Raw genomic sequence first — 22,907 nt, 5'->3', positions numbered from 1 at the left:
TCGGGCGGTGTTAGGCCCGCGCCCGTAAAACGACCGCATGCTCACAGGAGAACTCCTTCACCGGGAATGGACGGCCTTCCGCCGCCCCGCCCGGCTGATCGCCCTCGCCGTGGCGGCCCTCATCGTGATCGCCGCCGGCCTGCTCTACGCCTTCGGAAGCCGGTCGTCCTGCGAGGGGCCCTGCCCGGCCGATCCGACCGCCGCGGACGGCTCGATCGTCGGCGACCGGTTCTGGTTCCTGCACCGCGACCTCGGCCCGGAGGGCACCATCACCGTGCGGATGACCTCCATGACCGGCACGATCACCTATCCTCCGCCCGGCCACGACCAGATCGTCTCCGGCCTGGTGCCGTGGGCGAAGGCCGGGATCATCATCAAGGACGGCGTCCGGCAGGGCTCCTCCTACGCGGCGCTCATGATGACCGGCAGGCACGGCGTGCGGATGCAGTACGACTTCCGGCACGACATCGCCGCGGGTGAGGGCGGCCTCACGCCGCGGTTCCCGCGCTGGTTGCGCCTGACGCGGTCCGGCGACACCGTCACCGGTTCACAGTCGGCCGACGGCCTGCGCTGGCACACCGTCGGAACGGTGAGACTGGCCGGTCTCCCGGCGACGGCGCAGGTCGGGCTGTTCGCCACGTCCCCCGGCGACCTCACACTACGGAAGGTCGGATTCGGCGGAGCGGTCGAGGAGAGCCGCTTCACGCAGGCCACCGGTGTCTTCGACCACGTCACCGTGGCAGGCGCGTCCGCCGGTGCGTGGCGCAGCGAAGCCGTCGGTGAGATGAACCACACCGACTGGGAGAAGTACCACAACGCCTCTGGCGCGGTCGAGAAGGACGGCGTCATCACCGTGAGTGGGACCGGTGACATCGGCCCGAGCGGAAGCGAGGGCACCGGCACCGTCGAGAGGACGCTGTCCGGTCTGGTGATCATGTCGATCATCGTCATCGTCCTGGCCGCCCGGTTCGGCGCCCGGCCGGACACGGCGGTGTCGCACCCGGTTCTGGCCGCCCGAGCCGTGGTGGTCGGCGCCGCAACCTTCGTGACCGGACTCACCGCCGTCGGCGTGGTCCTGCCGGTCGGCGTCGCGATCCTGAGCGGCAACGGCGTCCCCGTGCAGCCGGTTTCCCCGCTGACCGGCGTCCGGGTCGTCGTCGGGACCGCGGCGGTGCTCGCCCTCTGCGCCGTCCTGGCGTACGGGCTGGGCGTCCTGCTGCGGCGCGGCTGGGCGGCGATCACCCTCGCGCTGTCGCTCGTCGCCGTGCCCTACGCGGTGACCGCGTTCCCGTTCCTGCCCGACGTGGTGTCGCAATGGCTGCTGCGGCTCACCCCGGCCGCGGGCTTCGCCGTACAGCAGACGGCAGTGGAGTATCCGCAGGTGGTCGCCCACTACGCGCCGTCCGCCGGGTATTTCCCGCTCCCCGGCTGGGCCGGCTTGGCCGTGTTGTGCGCGTACACGCTGGCGGTCGTGTGGCCGGCCGTGAACCTCAGGACCCGAGGCGCCAGGAGTGGAGATACTCCTCCTGCACGTCGGTGAGCGCGTCGATCGAGATCCCGGCGGCGGCGAGCTTCAAGCGGGCCACCTCGGCGTCGATGTCGGCCGGGACGTCGTACACGCCGGGCGCCAGCCGGACCGACTCCCGGACCAGCCACGCGACGGCGAGCGCCTGGGCCGAGAACGACATGTCCATCACCGCGGCCGGGTGGCCCTCGGCGGCGGTCAGGTTCACCAGGCGCCCCTCGGCGAGCAGCAGCAGCCTGCGGCCGTCTTCCAGGACGTACTCGTCGGTGTTGGGCCGGATCCCGAAGCGCACCTCGCGCGCCATCTCCTCCAGTGCCCGTACGTCGATCTCGACGTCGAAGTGGCCCGCGTTCGCGAGGATCGCGCCGTCCTTCATGACGGCCAGGTGCTCGGCGCGGATGACATCACGGTTGCCGGTGACGGTCACGAACACGTCGCCGGTCTCGGCGGCCAGGCTCATCGGCCGTACGTCGTAGCCCTGCAGGGCGGCGTCGAGGGCCTTGACCGGGTCGATCTCGGTGACGATGACCCGTGCGCCGAGGCCCTTGGCCCGCTCCGCGACGCCCCGGCCGCAGAAGCCGAAGCCCGCGACGACCACGGTGCGGCCCGCCAGCAGGACGTTGGTGGCCCGCATGATGCCGTCGAGCGTCGACTGGCCGGTGCCGTAACGGTTGTCGAACATCCGCTTGGTCCGGGTGTCGTTCACCGCGACCATCGGGAAGCGCAGCGCGTTCTCCGAGGCCATCTGGCGCAGCCGGATGATCCCGGTCGTGGTCTCCTCACAGCCGCCGATCACGCCGTCGAGGAGTTCGACCCGCTCGGTGTGCAGGGTGTTGACGAGGTCGCATCCGTCGTCGAGCACGACGTTCGGCGCGATGTCGAGCGCCTGGTGGATGTGCCGGTAGTAGGTCGCCTTGTCCACCCCGGCGCGGGCGTGCACGGCGATGCCGTACGTTCTCAGTGCCTCGGCGACGTCGTCCTGCGTGGACAGGGGGTTGGACGCGGCCAGGGCGATCTGGGCGCCGCCCTCCCGCAGCGCCCCGAGGAGCACCGCCGTCTCGGCGGTCACGTGCATGCAGGCGGCGATGCGCAGGCCGTCGAGCGGCCGGTCGGCGCCGAAACCGGCGCCGATCGCCTGGAGGACCGGCATCGACCGGGCCGCCCACTCGATGCGCCGCTCCCCGGCCTCCGCGATGTCCGGCTGAATCACGCCGTCTGCCTCCTGACGAGGGGCGCGGGCCGGGCCCGCGCCCCCGTCACGCTAGCCATCAGTAGCGGTAGTGGTCCGGCTTGTACGGGCCCTCGACGTCGACGCCGATGTACTCCGCCTGCTTCTTGCTGAGCTTGGTCAGCTTCACGCCGAGCGCGTCGAGGTGGAGGCGGGCGACCTTCTCGTCGAGGTGCTTGGGCAGCACGTACACGCCGACCGGGTAGTCGTCGGTCTTCGTGAACAGCTCGATCTGGGCGATCACCTGGTTGGTGAACGAGTTCGACATGACGAACGACGGGTGGCCGGTGGCGCAGCCGAGGTTCATCAGGCGGCCCTCGGCGAGCACGATGATCGAGTGCCCGTCGGGGAACACCCACTCGTCGACCTGCGGCTTGATGTTGACCTTCTTGATTCCCGGGATGCGGCCCAGGCCGGCCATGTCGATCTCGTTGTCGAAGTGGCCGATGTTGGACACGATCGCCTGGTGCTTCATCTGCGACATGTGCTCGGCGCTGATGATGCCGTAGTTGCCGGTGCAGGTGACGAAGATGTCCGCGATGCCGACGACCTCCTCCAGGGTGGTGACCTGGAAGCCGTCCATGGCGGCCTGGAGCGCGCAGATCGGGTCGATCTCGGTGACGATGACCCGGGCGCCCTGGCCGCGCAGCGCGTCGGCGCAGCCCTTGCCCACGTCGCCGTAGCCGCAGACCACGGCGACCTTGCCGCCGATCAGCACGTCGGTGGCGCGGTTGAGGCCGTCGATCACCGAGTGGCGGCAGCCGTACTTGTTGTCGAACTTCGACTTGGTCACCGAGTCGTTGACGTTGATCGCCGGGAACAGGAGCGTGCCGGACTTGTGCATCTCGTAGAGGCGGTGCACGCCGGTCGTGGTCTCCTCGGTGACGCCCTTGATGCCCTCGGCCACGCGGGTCCACCACTTGTCCTCGGAGACCGTACGGCGGAGCGTGTCGAGGATGACCGCCCACTCCTCGGGGTCGTCCTCACCGGCGACCGGCACGGCGCCGGCCTTCTCGAACTCCACACCCTTGTGCACGAGCAGCGTGGCGTCGCCGCCGTCGTCCAGGATCATGTTCGGGCCGGAACCGTCGGGCCAGCGGAGGGCCTGCTCGGTGCACCACCAGTACTCCTCGAGCGTCTCGCCCTTCCAGGCGAAGACCGGGACACCGGAGGGGTTGTCCACCGTGCCGTCCGGGCCGACGACGACCGCGGCGGCGGCGTGGTCCTGGGTGGAGAAGATGTTGCAGCTCACCCAGCGGACGTCGGCGCCGAGCGCGACCAGCGTCTCGATCAGCACGGCGGTCTGGATCGTCATGTGCAGCGAGCCCATGATCTTCGCGCCGCGCAGCGGCTGAGCCGCGGCGTATTCCTTGCGGGTCGCCATGAGGCCCGGCATCTCGTGCTCCGCGAGGCGGATCTCTTTGCGGCCGAATTCCGCAAGCGAAAGGTCGGCGACCTTGAAGTCCATGAGTGTCTCCTCCGTTGTCCGTCGGTGCGAGTTTAGGCGTCGCGGACGCAGGAACGCATACGGAGGCCCGCAAACCTGACACAAGAATGTGAGATTCCATCGCCGATGGGTGCCGGAGGGCCGCTGGACTGTCTAGCGTGGACCCAGGAACGGGGACCGGAGGCACGATGCGCATCACCGAGGCGGCCAGGCGGCTCGGCATGTCCCCGCGGATGTTGCGCTATCGGGAGGCTCTCGGCCTGCTGCCGCCCGTGCGGGACAAGGGCGCCCATCGGCGCTTCGGGCCCGACGAGCTGGAGGCGGTGCGCCAGGCGATGGAGCTGGAGCGGCGGTTCGACGTCTCGCCGGCCGAACTGGCCTTCGCGCTCCGTGCGCTGTCCGAGCCCGCGGTGGCCCAGGCCGTACGCGACCTCGGCCTGCGCATCGGACGTATCCAGGCGCCGCGCCGGGCGCTGGACTTCGAGAAGGAGAAGGCCCTGCGGCTGCTACGGCACCGGTGAGTCAGGCGCTCGGAAGTCAGGCGCTCGGAAGTCAGGCGCTCGGAAGTCAGGCGCCGACCACGAGGTGGAGGTCGTCCGCCCGCAGGGAGTCGGCCGTGACGTACGGCTGCTCGCTGACGATGTCGGTCATCGTCAGCGGGACGTTCAGCGACGGCACCAGTTTGAGTGCTCTGACCAGGAGGTTCGGGTGATCCGCCGTGAACTCCTGCGGCACGCCGAGAAGCTTGGCGGTCATCTTCGTCGTGCAGATCACCACGTTGCCCTCGAAGGTGAACGTGCTGCCGGTCAGCGTCGTCGGGCCCATCGTCTGCTGGGGCTGCTCCAGCACGGCCTTGTCCATGGTGAAGCGGAGCATCTTGACCGTGCCGGTCGCGGTGGGCATCTCGACCACGCCGGTGAACTTCATCCCGGTCATGGTCAGCGAGGGCGCGCGGACGGCCGCCGTCTCGGTCGCGACCGTCACCGCTCCCTTCGTGGAGGAGCCCCCCGGCTCGTCCTGGCCGGCCTCCCCCGGCGACGGCGAGGGACTCTTCCTGCCGGTGAGCGACCCCACGGCGTCCTTCAGGTCCGTGGGCAGCCCCGTGGGCAGGGCCGAAGGGACCGCGCTGGGCAGGACGCCGCCGAGGACGTCGGACAGGCCGCCGGGAACGGCGCTCGGGACGACGCCGGGCAGGAGGGAGCCGCCCTGTCCGCCCGTTCCCGGGTCCTCCCGGGCCATGCCCGTCCCGGCCGCCAGGATGACGGGCAGCACCGCGATGGCCAGCGCCTTGGCCGCGGGGCCCGGACCCGTGTCTCCGCGCCCGCCGCCGTCCGGGCGGACACCCCCGTCATCGCGGCCCTCGCCGGAGCTCTCACCGGAGTCGTCGGAGCCGTCGCCGGGGCCGTCGCCGGGTTCTTCGGCGGCGGGATCGGTGTCGCGGCGGACGCGGGCGACCAGGATGCGCGGAGCCTCGTCCGCGGGTTCGGCGGGCCGCTGCGGCCGGGTGGCCTCCAGGCGCTCGTCGCCGCTGACCACCCGGCGCTCGGTGAAGGTGATTCCCCCTTCCGACAGCACGGGCGGCGCGGCGGGCTCGATCGGCGCCGCGCCGGCCTCGGTGGTCTCCGCGGGCGCCCAGGCGACCGCGAGCGCGCCTCCGACCAGGCCGAGCAGCATGCCGATCAGGAAGCCGCCCAGGTTGGCGTAGACGAACGACGCGATCGAGACCAGTACGGCGACCACGCCGAGGAAGGCCCGCTGGCCGGGCTGGAGCCAGATCATCAGGCCCAGGATGATCAGCACCAGCGCGATCAGGTAGGTGGCGCCCACCGTGCCCGACTGGATGACGAGCGGCAGGGCCTGCGTCGCGAACGGGATGCTCAGCAGTTCCAGGCCGGCCGCGAGCACCAGCAGGCCGCCCCAGAACGGCCGCGACCGCCGCCATTTCACCTGCCGCTCCATCAGAAGCACTCGTGCTCGCCCGGCTCCACGGCCAGTTTCAGCCCCGGCAGCTTGAACGTGGCCGCGTTGACCGCCCAGGAGACCTGCCGGAAGTCCTTGATGGTGACCCCGGCGGCCTGCTGGCCGAACATGCCCGCCGCGCCCTGGCCGTCCGGCACCTGGTCGAGGGAGCTCGCGTCGCGGCCCGCCTCCAGCTTCGTGAAGACCGCGTTGCCCTCGATCTGGGTGGCATCGACGATCATGTTCTCGGCGGTCACCGGGTCCTTGCCCGTGCCGGCGGTGATCCGGATGGTCACGGCGCCGACGGGCGACTTCACCAGCACCGTCTGGCACATGTTGGTCAGGGTGGCCTTCCGGATGCCGGAGACGGCGACCGGGATCTTCTGGCCCTTCTTGTTCTCGACCGTGCTGCCGTACTGCACGAAGCCCTGGCCCTGCAGCGTGTCCGCGGAGACCTTGAACGTGTCACCCGAGACCACGAACGACGCGCCGATCGCCCCCTCGGCGGTCGCGCCGACCAGCACGGAGGCGACCGCGAGCGCGGGCACGAAGACGAGGGCGAATCGTTTCCACCGCACGCGTCCCTGAATCATGAGTCACCTCCGGGGTAACCAGTCGTAATGTAAGGGTAAAGTTACCGACCGGTACCGCCAGCACTGAAGTGACTGTGCATCACATTTCAATTACGGTGCGCAGTGAAAAACGGCTGCCCGTAACGAGGGTTATGCGCCGGTACGCTGCCCCGAGGCGGCGTCCGCCCGGTAGAGGTCCGGCTCCAGGTAGATGACCCGGGCCATCGGAACCGCCTCGCGGATGCGCCGTTCGGCCTCGTCGATGCCCCGTGCCACCTCGCCGGCGGTGTCGTCGTGCTCCACCGCGATCTTCGCGGCGACCAGCAGCTCCTCCGGGCCGAGGTGCAGGGTGCGCAGGTGGATGACCCGGCTGACCTCGGGCGCGGACTCCAGGGCGGCGCAGATCTTGTCCTCGACCTCGGGCGTCGCGCTCTCGCCGATCAGCAGCGACTTGGTCTCGGCGGCCAGGATGACCGCGATCACCGCGAGCAGCAGGCCGATGACGAGGCTGCCCACACCGTCCCAGATGCCGTTGCCGGTGACCACGGCCATCGTCACGCCGAACAACGCGAAGACCAGACCGAGCAGCGCGCCGAAGTCCTCCAGCAGCACGACCGGAAGCTCGGGGGCCTTGGCCCGGCGGATGAACGCCACCCAGGAGTGGTCGCCCTTGAGCGCGCTCGACTCCTTGATGGCCGTACGGAACGAGAAGCCCTCGGCGACGATCGCGAAGATCAGCACCGCGAAGGCCCAGATCGGCGACTCCACGGGCTGCGGGTCGGCGATCTTGTGCCAGCCCTCGTACAGGGAGAACAGGGCGCCGATCGTGAACAGCACGACGGCGACGACGAACGCGTAGAAGTAGCGCTCCCGGCCGTAGCCGAAGGGGTGCTTGCGGGTTCTTCCCTTGGCGGCGCGCTTGCCGCCGAGTATCAGCAGCGCCTGGTTGCCGGAGTCGGCCACGGAGTGGACCGACTCGGCGAGCATCGACGACGACCCGGTGAACAGGAACGCCACGAACTTCGCCACAGCGATCGCCAGATTGGCGCCGAGCGCCGCGAGGATCGCCTTGGTACCGCCACCCGCACTCACGATGAACTCCTCAATTCAATCGGCCGAGGCGATCCTATTGGGAAATCCTGGCCTGGAGTTCCGTTGCCGCCGCGGCCGACGCCGGGTCCATCCCGTACCCGAGAGCGAGGTAGACACTCGCGTAGTCGCACAGGCCGACCAGGGCGGCGAACCGGTCCAGCGGGTGCACGCCCTCGGCCAGGATCTCGGACACCGGAACCCCCCGATCCTCGGCCAGCCGTACGGCCACCGTGCGGGACCTGGTGACCTGAGTGTGCTCCTCCACGTCGCGCAGCAGCAGCAGGCGCAGGCGCGGGCCCTCCCCCGGCTCGTCGGCGAACGGGTCGGCGAAGATGTCCCGCCCGGCGAGGGGGCCGTCGAACGTCACGATCTGGTTGTGGGCGGCCTCGGGCAGCTCCCCCCAGACCGCGGGATAGCCCGCGTCCTCGCTCAGCCGGCCGGCCAGGCGGTGGGCCGCCACCGCGGCCAGCGGCGAGGTGCCCCAGATGACCGGAAGCGTCCCGGCCAGTTCCATCGCCAGCGTCTTGCCGGGGTTGATGAACGACTCGCTCGACGGGCGGCACCGATGGGCCAGGTCCTCCAGCCGCTTGGCCACCGACTCGAACTCGCTCTCCCCGGCCGAGACCAGCCCGAGCGCGGCCGCCGCCAGGATCGGCGGCACCATGAGCGACCACAGCGTGGCCCTCGGCTGCCCGGCCACCCCGGTCACCCCGCCCACCGGCACGTACGGCCCGCCCGCCCGCTCTACCAGGGCCGACAGCGGCGTGTCGGGCGCGCCCACGCCGGCGAGCGCGCACCCGCGCCGTACGGCCTCGGCGGTCACGGCGACGGTCTCCTCGGTCCTGCCGGAGCGGGAGATCGCGATGACGAGGTCGGCGGCGCCGACCCAGCCGGGCAGCCGGTGGCCGCGCACCGTCACCACCGGGACCGGGGCGCCGTAGCGGCACAGCGCCTCGAGCACGTCGCCCACGAGAGCGGAGGCACCCATGCCCGCCACGACGATCGCGCGGGGGCGGCCGTCCCGGCCGACCCGCGCCACGCCGTTCTCCACCGCCGATCGGTACGCCGCCCGCACCTGGGCGGCCGACGACGCGACCGAGCGGAGCATGCCGGAGGGGTCGCCCTCCACCAGGTATGCCTGGTCGTCGAGCCGGCCGGGCTCGAACCGGGCCCCTCCGGCACCACTCATGCCACGCCCTCGCCTGGCGGCTCGGCGTTACGTCGCTCGCTCATGCCTTGCGGGCCTCGTCGACGAGGAGGACCGGGATGTCGTCACGCACCGGGTAGACCAGCCCGCACGACTCCGAGGTGCAGGCCAGCTCGTCCGCGTCGGGCACGGCGCGGAGCGGGGACTTGCACGCCGGGCAGGCGAGGATGTCCAGCAGCCAGTCGTCGATCTTCAACTCGTCAGCTCCTTACCACGGCGAGCACTTCATCCCGGACTTCGGCGACCTTCTCCTCGTCGCCGGCCTCCGCGTTGAGCCGGAGCAGCGGCTCGGTGTTGGACGGACGCAGGTTGAACCACCAGTCCGGACCGCTGACGGTGAGTCCGTCCAGCTCGTCGAAGGTAACACCCTCCCGGCCCGCGAAGGTCTCGCGTACCCGGGCCAGGGCGCCGGCCTGGTCTTCGACCCTGCTGTTGATCTCCCCGGACGCGGCATAGCGCGAGTACCGGGACAGCACCTCCGACAGCGGCCGGTCCTGCTCGCCCAGCGCGGCGAGCACGTGCAGTGCGGCCAGCATGCCCGAGTCGGCGAACCAGAAGTCGCGGAAGTAGTAGTGGGCCGAGTGCTCGCCGCCGAAGACGGCGCCGGTGCGGGCCATCTCCGCCTTGATGAACGAGTGGCCGACGCGGGTGCGAACGGGCTTGCCGCCGTGCTCGCTGACGATCTCCGGCACGCCCTTGGAGGTGATCAGGTTGTGGATGATCGTGGCGCCGGGGTTCTTGGCCAGCTCCCGCACCGCGACCAGCGCCGTGATGGTGGACGGCGAGACCGACTCGCCACGCTCGTCGATGACCCAGCACCGGTCGGCGTCGCCGTCGAAGGCGATGCCGATGTCCGCGCCCTGCGAGACGACCGCCTTCTGCAGGTCGCGCAGGTTCTCCGGCTCGATCGGGTTGGCCTCGTGGTTGGGGAAGCTGCCGTCGAGCTCGAAGTAGAGCGGGGTCAGCTCGATCGGCAGGCCCTTGAAGACCTCCGGGACGGTGTAGCCGCCCATGCCGTTGCCGGCGTCCACGACCACCTTCAGCGGCCGGATGCCCGACAGGTCGACCAGCGTCTTCAGGTGGGCGGCATAGCCCTCGAGCAGGTTCCGCTCGGTCACCGTGCCCTTGCCGGGGTCGCCCCCCAGTCCCGCCTCGAGCAGTTCGGCCGCCCGGTCGCGGATCTGCAGCAGGCCGGTGTCGGTGCCCACCGGTACGGCGCCCGCCCGGCACATCTTCATGCCGTTGTACTTGGCCGGGTTGTGGCTCGCGGTGAACATGACGCCCGGCAGGTTGAGGCTGCCGCTGGCGTAGTAGAGCATGTCGGTCGAGCCGAGCCCGGCGTTGATCACGTCGGCGCCACGGGAGGTGGCGCCACGCGCGAACGCCGCGGCCAGCGGGCCGGACGAGGTGCGCATGTCGTGCGCCATCACCACCGAGGACGCACCGGTCAGCTCGACGAAGGCCGCCCCGACGGCCTGTGCGATCTCCTCGTCGAGTTCGTCCGGCACCACGCCGCGCACGTCGTACGCCTTGAAGATCCTGCTGAGGTCGGCCACTGCACGCCCCTAAAAGTCGTTAAGTCTTCGCACCTGAGCCTATAGCGCCTGATTGCCCACACAATGAGCCCTTCAACGCGCCGCGTGCGATCTCATCGCGGGGTGTCATCGCTCCCTGTTGGGCTGGGCGGACTTGAGCACCCGCAGGTGACCTCGGCGGCCCACCTCGACCGCCTGGCCGACGGGTTCGCCGGCGGCGGGAGCGGGACGCGCGGCCTCGCGGACCGCGTTCGCCAGGGCCTCCAGGTCGTCCCCGCTCGGGGCGACGGACTCGGACGGGAGGCGCACGACCTCCCACCCCCTGGGCGCGGTGAGCCGTTCCGCGTGCTCCGCGCACAGGTCGTAACAGTGTGGCTCGACGTACGTCGCCAGGGGGCCGAGTACGGCGGTCGAGTCGGCGTAGACATACGTGAGTGTGAAGACGGCAGGCTGCCTGCAGGCGGTACGGGAACAGCTGCGGACGGGGCTCACGGAGGGACCGTATCCGGTCCGCGTTCACATTGCCACCACCCCGCCGCTCTTATTGAACGTGTCGCCACAATTCAGCGATCTCTGAAGTCGACATGACGTTGGTGGGCAAAGCGGACACGACCCGCCGGACCCACCGCACCGGCGGAAGGCGCTCTAAGCTGGCTGCGTGAGCGATCGGAGCGGCGACAGGCCGGATCGAGGGCGGCGGGTGCGCCGGCGTGACCGGCACGGCCGCGGCATGCGCGGCCCCCTCGCGCCCTCGCACGTGCCCATCGCCAAGTCCCGCGGCGAGCGGTTCGACGACCTGGTGCTCGACGCGGTCGACCGGCTCAAGCCGCGGTGGGGCACCCAGCTCGCGTCGGTCGAGTTCGCGGTCGAGGAGGTGCCGCCGGCCGCGGAGCTGGTGGACGGGCCCGCCCGGCTGTCCTCCGACCCGATCCCGCTGGGACGGGCGGAGTCGGCCTCGGGGGACGAGCCCGCCTCCGTCGTGCTGTACCGCCGCCCGCTGGAGGCCCGGGCCCGCGACCGCGACCAGCTCGGCACGCTGGTCCTGGACGTGGTCGTCGAGCAGGTGGCCAGCCTGCTCGGCCTCACGCCGGAGACGATCGACCCCGGCTACGACGACCGGCACTGACGACCGGCACCGAGGCCCTACGGCAGCACGGCGCCCGGCGAGTCGACGGTCGGGGGCACCAGAGCCCAGGTCCTGGCCATGGCCAGCGGCTGCGCGGTCACCAGCTGGCCGTCCTTGGCCGCCTCGTCGAGAACGCGCCCGCCGTACACGGGCCCCGAGCCCGGCATCGGCCGTACGACCACGCTGAAGCCGCCCTTGCTTCCCTTCGGCGGCGCGAGCCTGAGCTCCTTGGTGCGGGCGGCGGGCAGCTTCACCTCGACCGGGGCCGGCGCCTCGCCCTTCGAGGGCACCAGCCGAACCTCCACGGTGGCCGCGGCGAAGGGCGCCGACAGCACCAGCCAGGAGGTCTGCTTGCCTTCCGCCCGGCCGTCCGCGACGACGCTGCCGAGGTCGACGGAGGCGGCGCCGGCCGTGAAGGCGACGTCCTGCCTGGTCCCCGTTCCGGTGATCTTCAGGCCCGCCACGATCGGGACGTCGGACTCCAGCACCAGCGCGGCCGGCTGCCCGCCGATGCCGGTGGACAGGTCGAGCGAGGCCGCCGAAGCGGCCGGCACCTCGATCGTCTCCTTGTTCTTCAGCGCGTAGGAACCGTCCTCCAGCACTGCCCTGATCCGCACGACCGTGTCCCGGTCTCCCGGCGTGGCGACGTACAGCTCCCGCTGCCCGGCGGTGCCGGGGATGCCGGGGACGACGACCCGGGTGGCGGGGGCGGCGGCGACGGGCAGCCAGTCGACGCCCCTGCCCTCACCCAGCACGGCCTTCACCGCGGCGGCCACCCGGCCGCTGCGGGTGCTCACCTGCAGGGCCATGATCAGCGGGGAGGGCGCGAGGTCACGCAGCCGGATCACGCGGTGCTGGCCGGGCTTGACGACGACGCCGTTGCCGCGCTCGCTCAGCACGGGGCCTTCCCCGGAATAGACCATGAACGAGACGTTGGCCGGAGCCGAGTCGGGATTGGCGAGGTAGAGCGTCATCTCCGCCGCGGCGGGCCCGGGCCCGACGAACCAGGTCTCGGCGCCCGGCTCGACGCACCGCACCCCGGCGAGCCCCCGCTGGGTGCCCGACGTCTCCCTGGCGGTCTGGGCGCTCTCCAGCCCGGCGGCCATCGAACCGGTGGCGTCGACCACGAGGGGGCCGCCCCCGGGGGCGATCTCGCGCTGCCACAGCAGGCCCGGCCGGTCGATCACGTCGTCCTTGCCGCCGCTCTTCTCCTCCGGCGCCTTGATCGCCGACAGGGTGGCGCTCCCCTGCCCCTGGTTCTGCTGCTGTTGGGCGGGAGTGACCACGCTCACCCGGCTGCCGGACGGCGCCGGGCACACGGCGGCCACCGACTCCACCGGCGCCTTGACGGCCTGCGGACGCACCTGAGCGGCCGGCGCGGGCCGGCTGACGAAGGCGACGCCGTACAACGCGCCCAGCGCGACCAGCACCAGGGCGAGCAGGCCGAAGCGGTTCTCGATCAGTCTCCTCACGCGGGCACCCGATCTTCCTTTGCTCGGCGGCGGCCCCGCGGCCCCTCCTCGACGGGCACGTCGGCGTAGTCGCCCTCCGGCTCCTTGGTACGGGCCCCGGGCGAGGCCAGGATCAGCACGAGCACGAGCAGCGCGCCCTGGGCCCACAGCCAGCCCCGATGCAGCGCGCCCGCGGTCGCCGGCCGCGGGGGCACCGTCACCTGGCCGGCCACGCGCCACAGCCCGCCCGTCTCCGAGAGGCTCACCCTGACCAGGGCGGGCTGCGAGTCGAGCGCCCGTTGCAGGGCGGGGTCGACGGGGCCCGGCACGGTCACGAAGCGGACCCCGGACGACGCGAGCGTCTGGACGTACGTGCTGCCCCGGCCCGAGGCGAGCCCGGCGACCGCGGTCGTGAAACGGCCGGTCGCCTCCCGGGGCGATTCGAGGTCGGACTCGCCGATCAGCGGGCCCTGGCCGCGCATCAGCGTGTAGCCCACCACACCGTCCCTGGGGCGCAGCAGCAGCGTGCCCTCGCCGGGCTCCGACTGGAGTTCGGCGAGCACCGGCACCGGGTCGCTCAGGTCGCTGCGCAGCGGGTCGTCCGCGCCTCTGGTCACCCACAGCGCGGCGGCGGCGAGCGGGGTCGCGAAGGCGACCACGACGATCAGCATCGCGCCCAGGCGGCGCAGCCCGCCCGCGGCGCGGAACTCGGCGATCCGGTGCGCCTGGTGCCCCGCGGCCACCAGCAGGCCCGTCGCCGCGAACGCCAGCGGCACCCCCGGCCACGCCGCGTCGTTGATCCGGCTGACCACGATCGCCACCAGCAACCCGAAGAGCATGACGCCCCAGCCGATGGCGACGATCATCTGGTGACGCCGCAGCAGCAGCGCGGCCAGCGCGACCGCGATCAGGCCCGCCGTCGCCCACACGGGCGGCGCGCCCGGCCCGCCGGGGCTCAGCATGAGCAGGGAGTCGGCGCCGAGCCGGGGGGCGGTGAGGCGCCCATCGTGAAGGCCGGATTCGAGCAGGATGCGGCCCGGCTCCCTGACGATCTGGACCAGCCACGGGAACAGCAGGACGACCGGGGTGCCGAGGCCGATCACGAGCGACCGCCTGACGCCCCTGCGGATGCCGCCGAACGACACCGCGGCGAGCCCGCCGAGGATCGCCACCAGCACGTACACGAGGGGGACGAAGGCCGTGCCCACGGTCAGGAGCAGGCCGAAGCCCCAGGCCGCCCGCCGCGACCCGGCGATCACCCGCGTGGCGAGCGCCGCGTAGACGGGCAGCAGCACGATCACGATCGCGGTGCCGAGCCGCCCGCCCGCCACCGCGCCCGTCGTGACCGGCAGCAGGGCGTAGGTGGCGGCCAGCCAGACCCGCGCGGGCGTGTACGAGATCATCCGCTTGGTCGCCGCGTACGCCGAGATCCCGGCCAGCGGCACGCAGCCGAGCAGCACCACGGCCACGGCCAGCCATGTCTTGCCCAACGCGACCGCCGACAGCCCGGCCAGTACGGCGACGTACGGCGGAGCCCAGGTCTGCGAGCCGAGCCCGGCGGCGTGGTGGTCCTCGATGTAGAGCCGCCACAGGTCGGACGCGCCCCCGGTGACCGGCACCAGAGCGCCGCCTCCCAGATGCCCGTCGGAGGACAGGAGCCCGGGCAGCAGCGCCCTTTCGGCCGCCAGCGTGATCACCACCAGGATCAGGCAGAGCACCACGCCGGGACTGCTGAACACGCGCTGGACGCCGCCCGAGTCGGTCAGCAGTTCGTCGCCGTCGTCCTCCTGGGCGCGGTCCGCGGCCGCGTGGTGGCGGCCCGCCGAGTCCACCGGGCCGGCTCCGGCGAGGAAGCCCTGCACCATGTCGGCCAGCCGCCGCAGCGCGGCGCCCGGCGGGGTGAGCTTGCGCCGGATCGCGGGCCAGCCCTGCTTCCTGCCCTTCTTCCTGGCCTTGCGGGCCCGCCGCAGGCGCATGGGGTGGCCCATGACCGAGCCGAGCGCGGCCAGTTCGTCCAGGGCGTTGGCCGGCTGCTTGGCCAGCAGGAACAGCAGGGCCCGCAGCGCGGACCCGAAGACGTTGCGCAACACCGACCGCACGAGCGCGCCGAACGGCAGGTTCGCCATCAGGACGAACAGCCCGTTGCGCCGGTCGAGCCTGCGCGGATGCTCCTCGCTGGTGGCGATCCTGCGGCGCCGCCGCGCGGACGCCTCGGCGTGCCAGGCCACCGCGTCACTCACGTTCAGCACGCGGTGTCCGGCCGTACGGGCCCGCCAGCACAGGTCGAGGTCGTCGCGGAACAGCGGCAGCGCGGTGTCGAGGCCGGACAACTCGTCCCAGACGTCCCTGCGGATGAGCATGCCGGCCGTGGACACCGACAGGACGTCGGCGATCCCGTCGTGCTGGCCCTGGTCGTACTCCCTCGGCTCCAGGCCGGTGTCGCGCCGTCCCGACCTGCTGACGGTCACGCCCATCTCGAGCAGCACCCGCCGGTCGAGCCAGTCGCGCAGCTTCGGGCCGAGGATGGCGGCCTTGGGATCCTGCTCGGCGGCCCACAACAGGGCCTGCAGCGCGTGCGCGTCGGGCGCGCAGTCGTCGTGGAGCAGCCAGACCCATTCCTGCCCGGGCGCGGGCGGCAGCCGCCGCAGCACCTCGTGGACGGCCTCGCCGAACCCGGTGGACCGGGGCAGAGTCAGCACGTTGCCCGAGCCGAACGCCTCGGTCAGCAGCTTTCCGCTGCCGTCACGGCTGCCGTTGTCGACGCCGACGACACGGTCGAGAGGCCGGGTCTGGCGCAGCACCGCCGCCAGCGTCTCCTTGAGCCAGCGGGCGCCGTCGTGGGCGACGACGATCGCGGTCACCGAGTGCACGTCGAGTCCTAGGGGGGTCGTACGGCTGAGCGCCGACCACGATACGGCAACCCGGACTCACCCGATCACATCCAGGCGAAACAGGATGTCAGCAGCAACCCAGACATGAGTGCGGGGCCGCGCGCCGAGCGCACGGCCCCGTCCACGTCAGCCTCAGGGACCTAGACGGCCTGGCGCTTGATCTTGCGCCTTTCCCGCTCGGACAGGCCGCCCCAGATGCCGAAACGCTCATCATGCTGAAGCGCGTATTCAAGGCACTCGGCGCGCACCTCACACGAACGGCACACCTTCTTTGCTTCCCTGGTGGAACCGCCCTTTTCAGGAAAGAACGCCTCAGGATCGGTCTGCGCACACAAAGCGCGCTCCTGCCACCCAAGATCTTCACCATCGAGCGCCTGTGCCATGACCAGATCGGTCATTGCACACCTCCCTGTCGCTCGCCCGCCCACATGGAGCCCCCCATAAAAACGCCTGCCCTATACCCACCCTTGGGAAGGCGTAACAACATGTCTGTAATTACACGCGCGTGGCGCGTGTGGCGTCAAGCGGCATAACGATACCCGGGGAAAGACCTGCTCGCCCCGGTTCGTACGCCCCGATCTACGGTCCTATCAGCGTTCGGAACCATACCAAGGGAGGTCGGGGTCGGTTCTGCGGCCTGCCTGATCGGGGGCGGAACCTTCCTCATACTTTGCCTGCGACCTGTCCGGCGTGTAGATGGCCGTCGGGTCGAGCGGTTCCTCCCTGCGCAGCGGGTCGCTGAGCGGGTCTCCGTGGTAGGCGGAGGGGTCGAAGCGGACCGTCTGGTCGGCGGGACCGGGCGCCGGGGGCTGGAACGGCGCGGGCTCGGACTGGGGGTGACCGAGCGGGTTGTCGTAGTACTCCGGCATGTCCTGCGGGCCGGTGGGGTGGTCCGGCAGGGCGCCCTTCTGGTAGCTCTGCGCCTGCTGGTAGGCCTGCGCGAGCTGCTGCTCCCTCGGGTCGGCCGGGCCCTCGTACGCGGGGGGAGCGTCGAAGGCCGGGCCACCGGCCGCGTGCTCGCCGGCCTGGCGGGCGAACGCCTGGCCGGAGTAGCCGGAGAACGGCGACCCCTGTCCGTACGCCTGGTCCTGCTCGTACGGCCTGGCCTCGGGGGCGGGGCTCGGGCTGTAGGAGGAGGGCTGGCCGTAAGCACTGGGGGCGTTGCCGGGCGCGGCGGGGGGAGTGCTCGGGAACTGCCCGTAGCCGCCGGATTCCGTCTGCTGGCCCGCGTAGCCGTACTGGTCGAACACCGGGCCCTGCGGCGGCGGGGAGTAGTCGGGCCGCTGGGGAGCAGGCGCCTCGGGCTGCGCGCCGTACGCGCCGTAGTCGGGGTAGTGCGCGCCGGTCTGGACGTCCTGCAGCGACGGCCGGGGCTGCTGCTGCGCCTGTCCGTGGCCGGGGCCCTGAGAGGGAGCCGAGGCGGGAGCCGGGGCGCCGGGCTGTCCGAACGGCGGGGGCTGCGGGGCGGTCGGGGCGGGATTGTAGGAGGGCTGCGGCTCGTATTCCTGGCCGTAGACGTCCTGGGGCCGCTCCTGGCCGAAGGCCCCCTGGCCCCGCTCCTGGGCGTACTGGTCCTGGCCGTACTGGTCCTGCGCGTACTGCTGGTCCTGCCCGTACTGCTGGTGCTCGGCGTACCGGTGCTCGGCGGGCGGCAGTTGGGGGTGGGCCGGCGCCGGCGTGCTCTGCCCGTACGCGGGCCCCTGCGGCTGGCCCTGCGGCTGGCTGTGGGGCTGGCCCTGGTGAGGGGCGTCGTACTGGCCGGGGTGCGGGACATTCTGCGGCGGGTTCTGCGGGCCGTTGTGCTGGCCCTGGTGGGGGGCGTCGTACTGGCCGCCGGGGGTGGCGGCGTGCGGAGCGGCCTGGGGTACGGCCTGGGGGACGTTCTGCGGGTCACCCGGGGCGGGGTGACCGAACTGCTGCTGACCGGGAACCTGCTGACCGGGCACCGGGCCGGGATTGGGGTGGGGGTTGTGGGGCGGCGCGCCCGCACCTGCCGCGCCCGCACCTGCCGCTCCCGGAACCTCGCCGTACCCCTGCGGAACCTCGCCGTACCCCTGCGGCCCGTGAGGACCTTGAGGGCTCTGGGGGCCTTGCGGGCCCTGCGGCAGCGCCGGGGCGTACGTGTGAGGCGGATAGGCGTCCTCGCGCCTGCCGAAGTAGTCGCCCGCCGGCTCCCTGGCGGGCTGGAGCGCCGATGCCGTGCTCAGCGAGAACAGCGCGCCGAAGACGGCGAGCGCGATCATCGGCAGCCCGGTGATCAGGTATTCGAACCGGTCGCGGAACGTGGCCAGGTCGCCCACGAGCACGCCCAGCACAGCGATCACGCCGAAGACGATGCCGAGACCGAGCGACCCGGCCGCGCCGAGCGCCACGAGGCGAGCCCTGGGGGTGGGCGCGCCGGCCTTGGCGACGAGCAGCACGGCGCCGGCCGCGAGCACGGTCGAGACCGGGGACACGAGGGAGTACAGGCTCGCCGCCGCGCGGACGCCGAATGTGCTGCTCAGCGAGGAGCCGATCAGCATGCGCGCGATGGTCACGAGGACGGTGGTGATCACCACCGCGAGCATCGTCCACGCGGCCGGCTCGCGGAGCCGGCCGGTATCGACCTTGAGCACGACTACCCCCATCGGTCCAAACGGCACTCGGGGAAGTTTTGCACATGACTGACTTAAGCGTCGGCAGACCCAAGAACCTCACAAGCCGAACACACCCTACATATGGCTGTTCATCCCGGTTCCTGGGTGGGTGTCGGCGCTCCCGCGGGCGGCCGATGGAAGACTGACGGCATGCGCATCGTGTCCCTCGCCGGAGGAATCGGCGGCGCCCGGTTCCTCCGAGGTCTCAAGGCGGCGGCCCCCGATTCCGAGATCACCGTGATCGGCAACACCGGCGACGACATCACCCTGTTCGGCCTGCGCGTGTGCCCTGACCTCGACACGGTCATGTACACGCTGGGCGGCGGCATCAACGAGGAACAAGGCTGGGGACGGGCCGATGAAACGTTCACGGTGAAGGAGGAGCTCGCCGCGTACGGCATGGAGCCCCAGTGGTTCGGCCTCGGCGACCGTGATTTCGCCACCCACATCATCCGCAGCCAGATGCTGGCGGCCGGTTATCCGCTCTCGCAGGTGACCGAGGCCCTGTGCGACCGGTGGCGGCCCGGGGTGCGGCTGCTGCCGATGTCGGACGACCGCACCGAGACCCACGTGGTCGTCTCCGACGAGACCGGCAGGAGGGCCATCCACTTCCAGGAGTGGTGGGTGCGGCTGCGCGCCTCCGTGCCGGCCGAGCAGATCGTGCTCGTCGGCGCGGACGAGGCCCGTCCCGCGCCCGGCGTGCTCGATGCCATCGCGGCGGCGGATGTCGTCATCCTCCCGCCGTCGAACCCGGTCGTCAGCATCGGCACGATCCTCCAGATCCCGGGCATCCGGGCGGCCCTGGAGGACAAGACGGTCGTCGGCGTCTCCCCCATCATCGGCGGCGCGCCGGTGCGCGGCATGGCCGACGCCTGCCTGACGGCGATCGGCGTGGAGACGAGCGCCCAGGCGGTCCTGGAGCTGTACGGCTCCGCGCTGCTCGACGGCTGGCTCGTGGCCGAGGAGGACAAGGGCGTGGCGCTCGACGGCGTGGTGGTGGAGGCCCGCCCGCTCCTGATGAGCGACCCCGAGGCCACGCGGGACATCGCCGCCGCGGCCCTCGCACTGGCTCGATCCCTCAGGTCCTGAACCCATGCCAGAACAGATGTCAGAGGAGCCCATGCCCCAGATCAGTGTCAGCGGCCTGCCCGGCCTGCCCGAGGTGCGGCCCGGCGACGACATCGCCCTCCTCGTGGCGCAGGCCGCGCCCGACCTCCGGGACGGCGACATCCTGGTCGTGACCTCCAAGATCGTGAGCAAGGCCGAAGGCCGCATCCGCCAAGACAGCAGCCGTACGGCCGCGATCGAGGAGGAGACCGAGCGCGTGGTCGCGCGGCGCGGGGACACCGTCATCGCGCAGACGCGGCACGGCTTCGTGATGGCCGCGGCCGGCGTCGACGCCTCCAACACCTCCCCCGGCACCGTGCTGCTGCTGCCCGAGGACCCGGACGCCTCGGCGGGCCGGATCCGCCGGGGGCTGCGCGAGCGGCTCGGCGTGCGGATAGGGGTGATCGTGTCCGACACCTTCGGCCGGCCCTGGCGGCACGGCCTGACCGACGTCGCCATCGGCGCGGCCGGCGTGCGGCCGCTTGAGGACCTGCGCGGCGGCATCGACGGCTACGGCAACCCGCTCAACGCCACCGTCACGGCGCTGGTCGACGAGATCGCGGCGGCGGGCGACCTGGCGAAGGGCAAGCTGTCCGGCGTTCCGGTGGCCCTCGTCCGCGGGCTGGGCGACCTGGTGACCGACGAGGACGGCCCGGGCGGGCGGGTCCTCGTCCGCCCCGCCGACGAGGACATGTTCCGGTACGGCTCGGCCGACGTCGTCTTCGCCCGCCGCACGATCCGGGAGTTCTCCGCCGCCGAGGTCGATTCCGCGGCCGTACGGCGGGCCGTGGCCGCCGCCGTCGCCGCGCCCGCCCCGCACCACACCACGCCGTGGCGGTTCGTACTGCTGGAGACCCCGCGGGCGCGTACGGAACTGCTTGACGCGATGCGGGACGCCTGGATCGAGGACCTGCGCTCCGACGGCTTCTCCGAGGAGTCGATCGCCCGGCGGATCCGGCGCGGCGACGTGCTGCGGAACGCGCCCTACCTGGCGGTGCCGTGCCTGGTGATGGACGGCTCGCACACCTACAGGGACGAGCGCAGGAACGCCGCCGAGCGGGAGATGTTCGTGGTGGCCACCGGCGCCGGCGTGCAGAACTTCCTGGTCCAGCTCGCCGTGCAGGGGCTGGGCTCGGCGTGGGTGTCGTCCACGATGTTCTGCCGCGACGTGGTACGCAAGGTGCTCGACCTGCCGCAGAACTGGGACCCCATGGGCGCCGTGGCCATCGGCCATCCCGCCGCGCCGCCGAAGGACCGGCCGCCGCGCGACCCGGCCGACTTCTACGTCACGAGGTGACCGTCACCTCTGCGTGCACGTCACTTCTGCGTGCACGTGGGGTGGCACAGCCGCCGGGCCAGCGCCGACAGGAACACGTCGATGATCTGGCCCGGCTCCTGCGCCACGTAGAGCTGCCCGTTGGTGGCCGAGACGATCTCGTCGAGCGCCGGCCGGTCGGCGGCCTTGCCGAACGCGACGATGATGATCTGCACCGGCTTGTCCGGGTCCCACTCCTTGCGCAGCCTGTCGACGAGCTCGCGCCGCGACACGCCCTTCCCGTCGTCCACGCCCGCCGTCAGCACCAGCAGGGCGTTGCTCATCAGCGGGTCGTAGCCCTTCGACACCGACCGGAAGCCCGCGTCGATCGCGTCGTACAGCGAGCTGCTCCGGTCGCCGAACGCCTTGATGCCGTCAGCCACCCGGAACAGGGCGGTCCTGCGGATCTCCTCCTGACCGTCGTCGGGCTTGGTGATCGGGCCGAGGCCGATCAGCGCGCGGTGGTCCGCGCCGCCCTTCAGGTCGCGGGCGAACTCCCACAGGCCCATGTGGGTCTCGTTCGGGAACAGCTGCAGGCCGAGCTTGGCCGCCTCGACCGCGACGTCCAGCCGGGTCTTCCCGCCCGCCTTTATCGGTTCCGCGTTCTCCTTCGACACGTCGGCCAGCACGAGGATCCGGCTCGGCGGGGCCAGCCTGCTCCACGCCTCCAGCGCCTCGTCGATCACCTCTGCCGTGATCGACGGCCGCGGGCGGGGCAGCTCGGTCGAGATGCCCGCACCGCTGTCGAACGGCGGCCGCCCGTCGGCGCCGCGGAACCCGGCCTTCCGTACGGCCTCCTGCGTGGCCGCCGACCGCAGCCATGCCGCGAACAGCCGGGAGGCCGCCGCCCGGTCGGGATCCGCGGCCGTCACGACGTACGGGTAATCCAGGTTGATCGTGCCCTCCTTGGGCTGGAGGGCGACCACGGGCTCGGCGCCGCTCTCGCGGTCGTGCGCCCACACCGACTGCTCGGGGACGATCACCACGGGACGCGACCAGAAGCCGGGGGCGTCCACCGCGCCGAGCATGCTGCGGTAGTCGGGGGCCGACCCCGCCTGCGCCATGCGCACGAACGCCGTGAGGTCGCGGTCGGCCTTCTCGCCCGTGCCGACGATGTCGCGGGCCGCCGCGACGGTCGCGATCCCCGCTCCTGAGACCGAGGGATCGGGGATGCGCACGATGTCGGGCTCGTGCTCGGTGGGCTGGAGACGTCCCCGCACCGTGGCGGGGAAGACCATGTCCCAGCTCATGGCCGTCCCCCCGGCGGCGAACCGCTCGGCGAGCGAGCGCCGGGTGGCGAAGACCAGCGGGGAGGTGGCGACGACGGTCTCGTCGGCGGCGATGTCCTGCCCGCCCTGCTTGCGGGCGAGCCGCACCCACACGGAGGAGTCGGCGATCCAGCCGTCCGGGCGGTCGGGCAGGACGCCGGCCCGGTCGCCGATCAGCGTGCGGAGCACCGGCGCCGGAGGCTGCTCGGCCACCTGGACCTGGACGCACCGCCCCTCCACGCCCGCGCCCGAGGCGTTGAACCGCTCGGCCGCGTCCATCACGGGCGGCGCGACGTCCACGGCCGCCGCGACGCTCACGAGGATCGGATCCCGGGCGGAACACGTTCCTGTCGAGCGCGTGAGGAAGAGGACGGCCCCCGCCGCGACGATCGCCGCGGCCGTCAGGACCGCGACCACGCCCTTCCATCTGGCCTGCCTGCGGCGCCGCTCGACGGTGAAGGCGGCGCGGTGACGACCGGACGGCACGGTGCGGGTCCTTCCCAGTTCTCATGACCGGTGCAGCGGCATTGCGATTCTGCCCACCCACC

At 72.0% G+C, this 22,907-nt stretch carries 19 protein-coding genes; 5 read left to right on the top strand and 14 right to left on the bottom strand.

The features are described from left to right. Window positions 1–37: 37 nt before the first annotated feature. Window positions 38–1,540 (top strand): DUF1349 domain-containing protein, encoded by a 1,503-nt coding sequence (locus tag IL992_RS07220; RefSeq protein WP_193202520.1) that lies wholly within the window; start codon window positions 38–40, stop codon window positions 1,538–1,540. On the opposite strand, the gene IL992_RS07215 is transcribed toward IL992_RS07220, so the two are convergent. After that, window positions 1,491–2,735 carry an adenosylhomocysteinase gene (locus IL992_RS07215; protein WP_319018397.1) on the bottom strand — a complete coding sequence of 415 codons (1,245 nt, stop codon included), beginning with the start codon at window positions 2,733–2,735 and terminating at the stop codon, window positions 1,491–1,493. The genes IL992_RS07220 and IL992_RS07215 overlap by 50 nt on opposite strands. A gap of 58 nt (window positions 2,736–2,793) precedes the next feature. Further along, on the bottom strand, window positions 2,794–4,221 hold the full coding sequence (gene ahcY, locus IL992_RS07210) for an adenosylhomocysteinase (RefSeq protein WP_193202519.1): 1,428 nt from the start codon (window positions 4,219–4,221) through the stop codon (window positions 2,794–2,796). Between the two features lie 167 nt (window positions 4,222–4,388). Between ahcY and IL992_RS07205 the strand changes: the two genes are divergently transcribed. Then, complete coding sequence (locus IL992_RS07205) at window positions 4,389–4,721, top strand: MerR family transcriptional regulator (protein ID WP_193202518.1); 333 nt, start codon at window positions 4,389–4,391, stop codon at window positions 4,719–4,721. Window positions 4,722–4,767: 46 nt separating this feature from the next. Here the strand turns inward: IL992_RS07205 and IL992_RS07200 are convergent, their stop codons facing one another. The 7 genes from IL992_RS07200 to IL992_RS07170 form a co-directional block, all read right to left on the bottom strand. Further along, window positions 4,768–6,147, bottom strand: a complete 1,380-nt coding sequence (locus IL992_RS07200; protein ID WP_193202517.1) for a DUF6114 domain-containing protein — start codon at window positions 6,145–6,147, stop codon at window positions 4,768–4,770. Between the two features lie 11 nt (window positions 6,148–6,158). Beyond that, entirely contained in the window at window positions 6,159–6,752 is a 594-nt protein-coding gene (locus IL992_RS07195; protein ID WP_142561559.1) for a DUF6230 family protein, read from the bottom strand. A gap of 129 nt (window positions 6,753–6,881) precedes the next feature. Continuing rightward, the gene (locus IL992_RS07190; protein ID WP_193202516.1) at window positions 6,882–7,823 is read right to left on the bottom strand and encodes a cation diffusion facilitator family transporter; all 942 of its coding nucleotides are present in this window, start codon (window positions 7,821–7,823) and stop codon (window positions 6,882–6,884) included. 34 nt (window positions 7,824–7,857) lie between these two features. Then, entirely contained in the window at window positions 7,858–9,012 is a 1,155-nt protein-coding gene (locus IL992_RS07185; RefSeq protein ID WP_193202515.1) for an SIS domain-containing protein, read from the bottom strand. A 40-nt stretch (window positions 9,013–9,052) separates the two neighbouring features. After that, window positions 9,053–9,226, bottom strand: a complete 174-nt coding sequence (locus tag IL992_RS07180) for a Trm112 family protein (protein WP_076432865.1) — start codon at window positions 9,224–9,226, stop codon at window positions 9,053–9,055. Window positions 9,227–9,230: 4 nt separating this feature from the next. After that, on the bottom strand, window positions 9,231–10,586 hold the full coding sequence (locus IL992_RS07175) for a phosphomannomutase/phosphoglucomutase (RefSeq protein ID WP_193202514.1): 1,356 nt from the start codon (window positions 10,584–10,586) through the stop codon (window positions 9,231–9,233). A gap of 105 nt (window positions 10,587–10,691) precedes the next feature. Continuing rightward, window positions 10,692–11,057, bottom strand: a complete 366-nt coding sequence (locus IL992_RS07170; protein WP_030509365.1) for a DUF3499 domain-containing protein — start codon at window positions 11,055–11,057, stop codon at window positions 10,692–10,694. Between the two features lie 166 nt (window positions 11,058–11,223). Here IL992_RS07170 and IL992_RS07165 point away from each other — a divergent pair, with 166 nt between their 5' ends. Next, window positions 11,224–11,691: a metallopeptidase family protein gene (locus IL992_RS07165; RefSeq protein ID WP_079313295.1), complete on the top strand. Its 468-nt coding sequence runs from the start codon at window positions 11,224–11,226 to the stop codon at window positions 11,689–11,691. 17 nt (window positions 11,692–11,708) lie between these two features. Here the strand turns inward: IL992_RS07165 and IL992_RS07160 are convergent, their stop codons facing one another. The 4 genes from IL992_RS07160 to IL992_RS07145 all read right to left on the bottom strand — a co-directional run bounded on the left by IL992_RS07160 (window position 11,709) and on the right by IL992_RS07145 (window position 18,648). Next, window positions 11,709–13,163: a DUF5719 family protein gene (locus IL992_RS07160; RefSeq protein ID WP_193202513.1), complete on the bottom strand. Its 1,455-nt coding sequence runs from the start codon at window positions 13,161–13,163 to the stop codon at window positions 11,709–11,711. Beyond that, a complete protein-coding gene (locus IL992_RS07155) occupies window positions 13,160–16,012 on the bottom strand; it encodes a glycosyltransferase (RefSeq protein ID WP_193202512.1) in 2,853 nt (950 codons plus the stop codon). Before IL992_RS07155 ends, IL992_RS07160 begins: the two co-directional genes overlap by 4 nt. 161 nt (window positions 16,013–16,173) lie before the next feature. Next, complete coding sequence (locus IL992_RS07150) at window positions 16,174–16,431, bottom strand: WhiB family transcriptional regulator (protein WP_079313297.1); 258 nt, start codon at window positions 16,429–16,431, stop codon at window positions 16,174–16,176. 192 nt (window positions 16,432–16,623) lie between these two features. Further along, window positions 16,624–18,648, bottom strand: coding sequence for a hypothetical protein (locus IL992_RS07145; RefSeq protein ID WP_193202511.1), 2,025 nt, complete (start codon window positions 18,646–18,648; stop codon window positions 16,624–16,626). A 171-nt stretch (window positions 18,649–18,819) separates the two neighbouring features. Here IL992_RS07145 and cofD point away from each other — a divergent pair, with 171 nt between their 5' ends. After that, a complete protein-coding gene (gene cofD / locus IL992_RS07140; protein WP_193202510.1) occupies window positions 18,820–19,758 on the top strand; it encodes a 2-phospho-L-lactate transferase in 939 nt (312 codons plus the stop codon). Between the two features lie 31 nt (window positions 19,759–19,789). Beyond that, window positions 19,790–21,073 carry a coenzyme F420-0:L-glutamate ligase gene (locus IL992_RS07135; protein WP_193202509.1) on the top strand — a complete coding sequence of 428 codons (1,284 nt, stop codon included), beginning with the start codon at window positions 19,790–19,792 and terminating at the stop codon, window positions 21,071–21,073. Between the two features lie 20 nt (window positions 21,074–21,093). On the opposite strand, the gene IL992_RS07130 is transcribed toward IL992_RS07135, so the two are convergent. Then, window positions 21,094–22,845, bottom strand: a complete 1,752-nt coding sequence (locus tag IL992_RS07130; RefSeq protein WP_193202508.1) for a substrate-binding domain-containing protein — start codon at window positions 22,843–22,845, stop codon at window positions 21,094–21,096. Between the last annotated feature and the right edge of the window lie 62 nt (window positions 22,846–22,907).

The sequence above is a fragment of the Microbispora sitophila genome, from assembly GCF_014892245.1.
In the GTDB taxonomy this organism is placed as follows: Bacteria; Actinomycetota; Actinomycetes; order Streptosporangiales; family Streptosporangiaceae; genus Microbispora; species Microbispora siamensis.
Note: the sequence above shows the minus strand (reverse complement) of the source record. Positions and strands in the feature narration are given on the sequence as shown.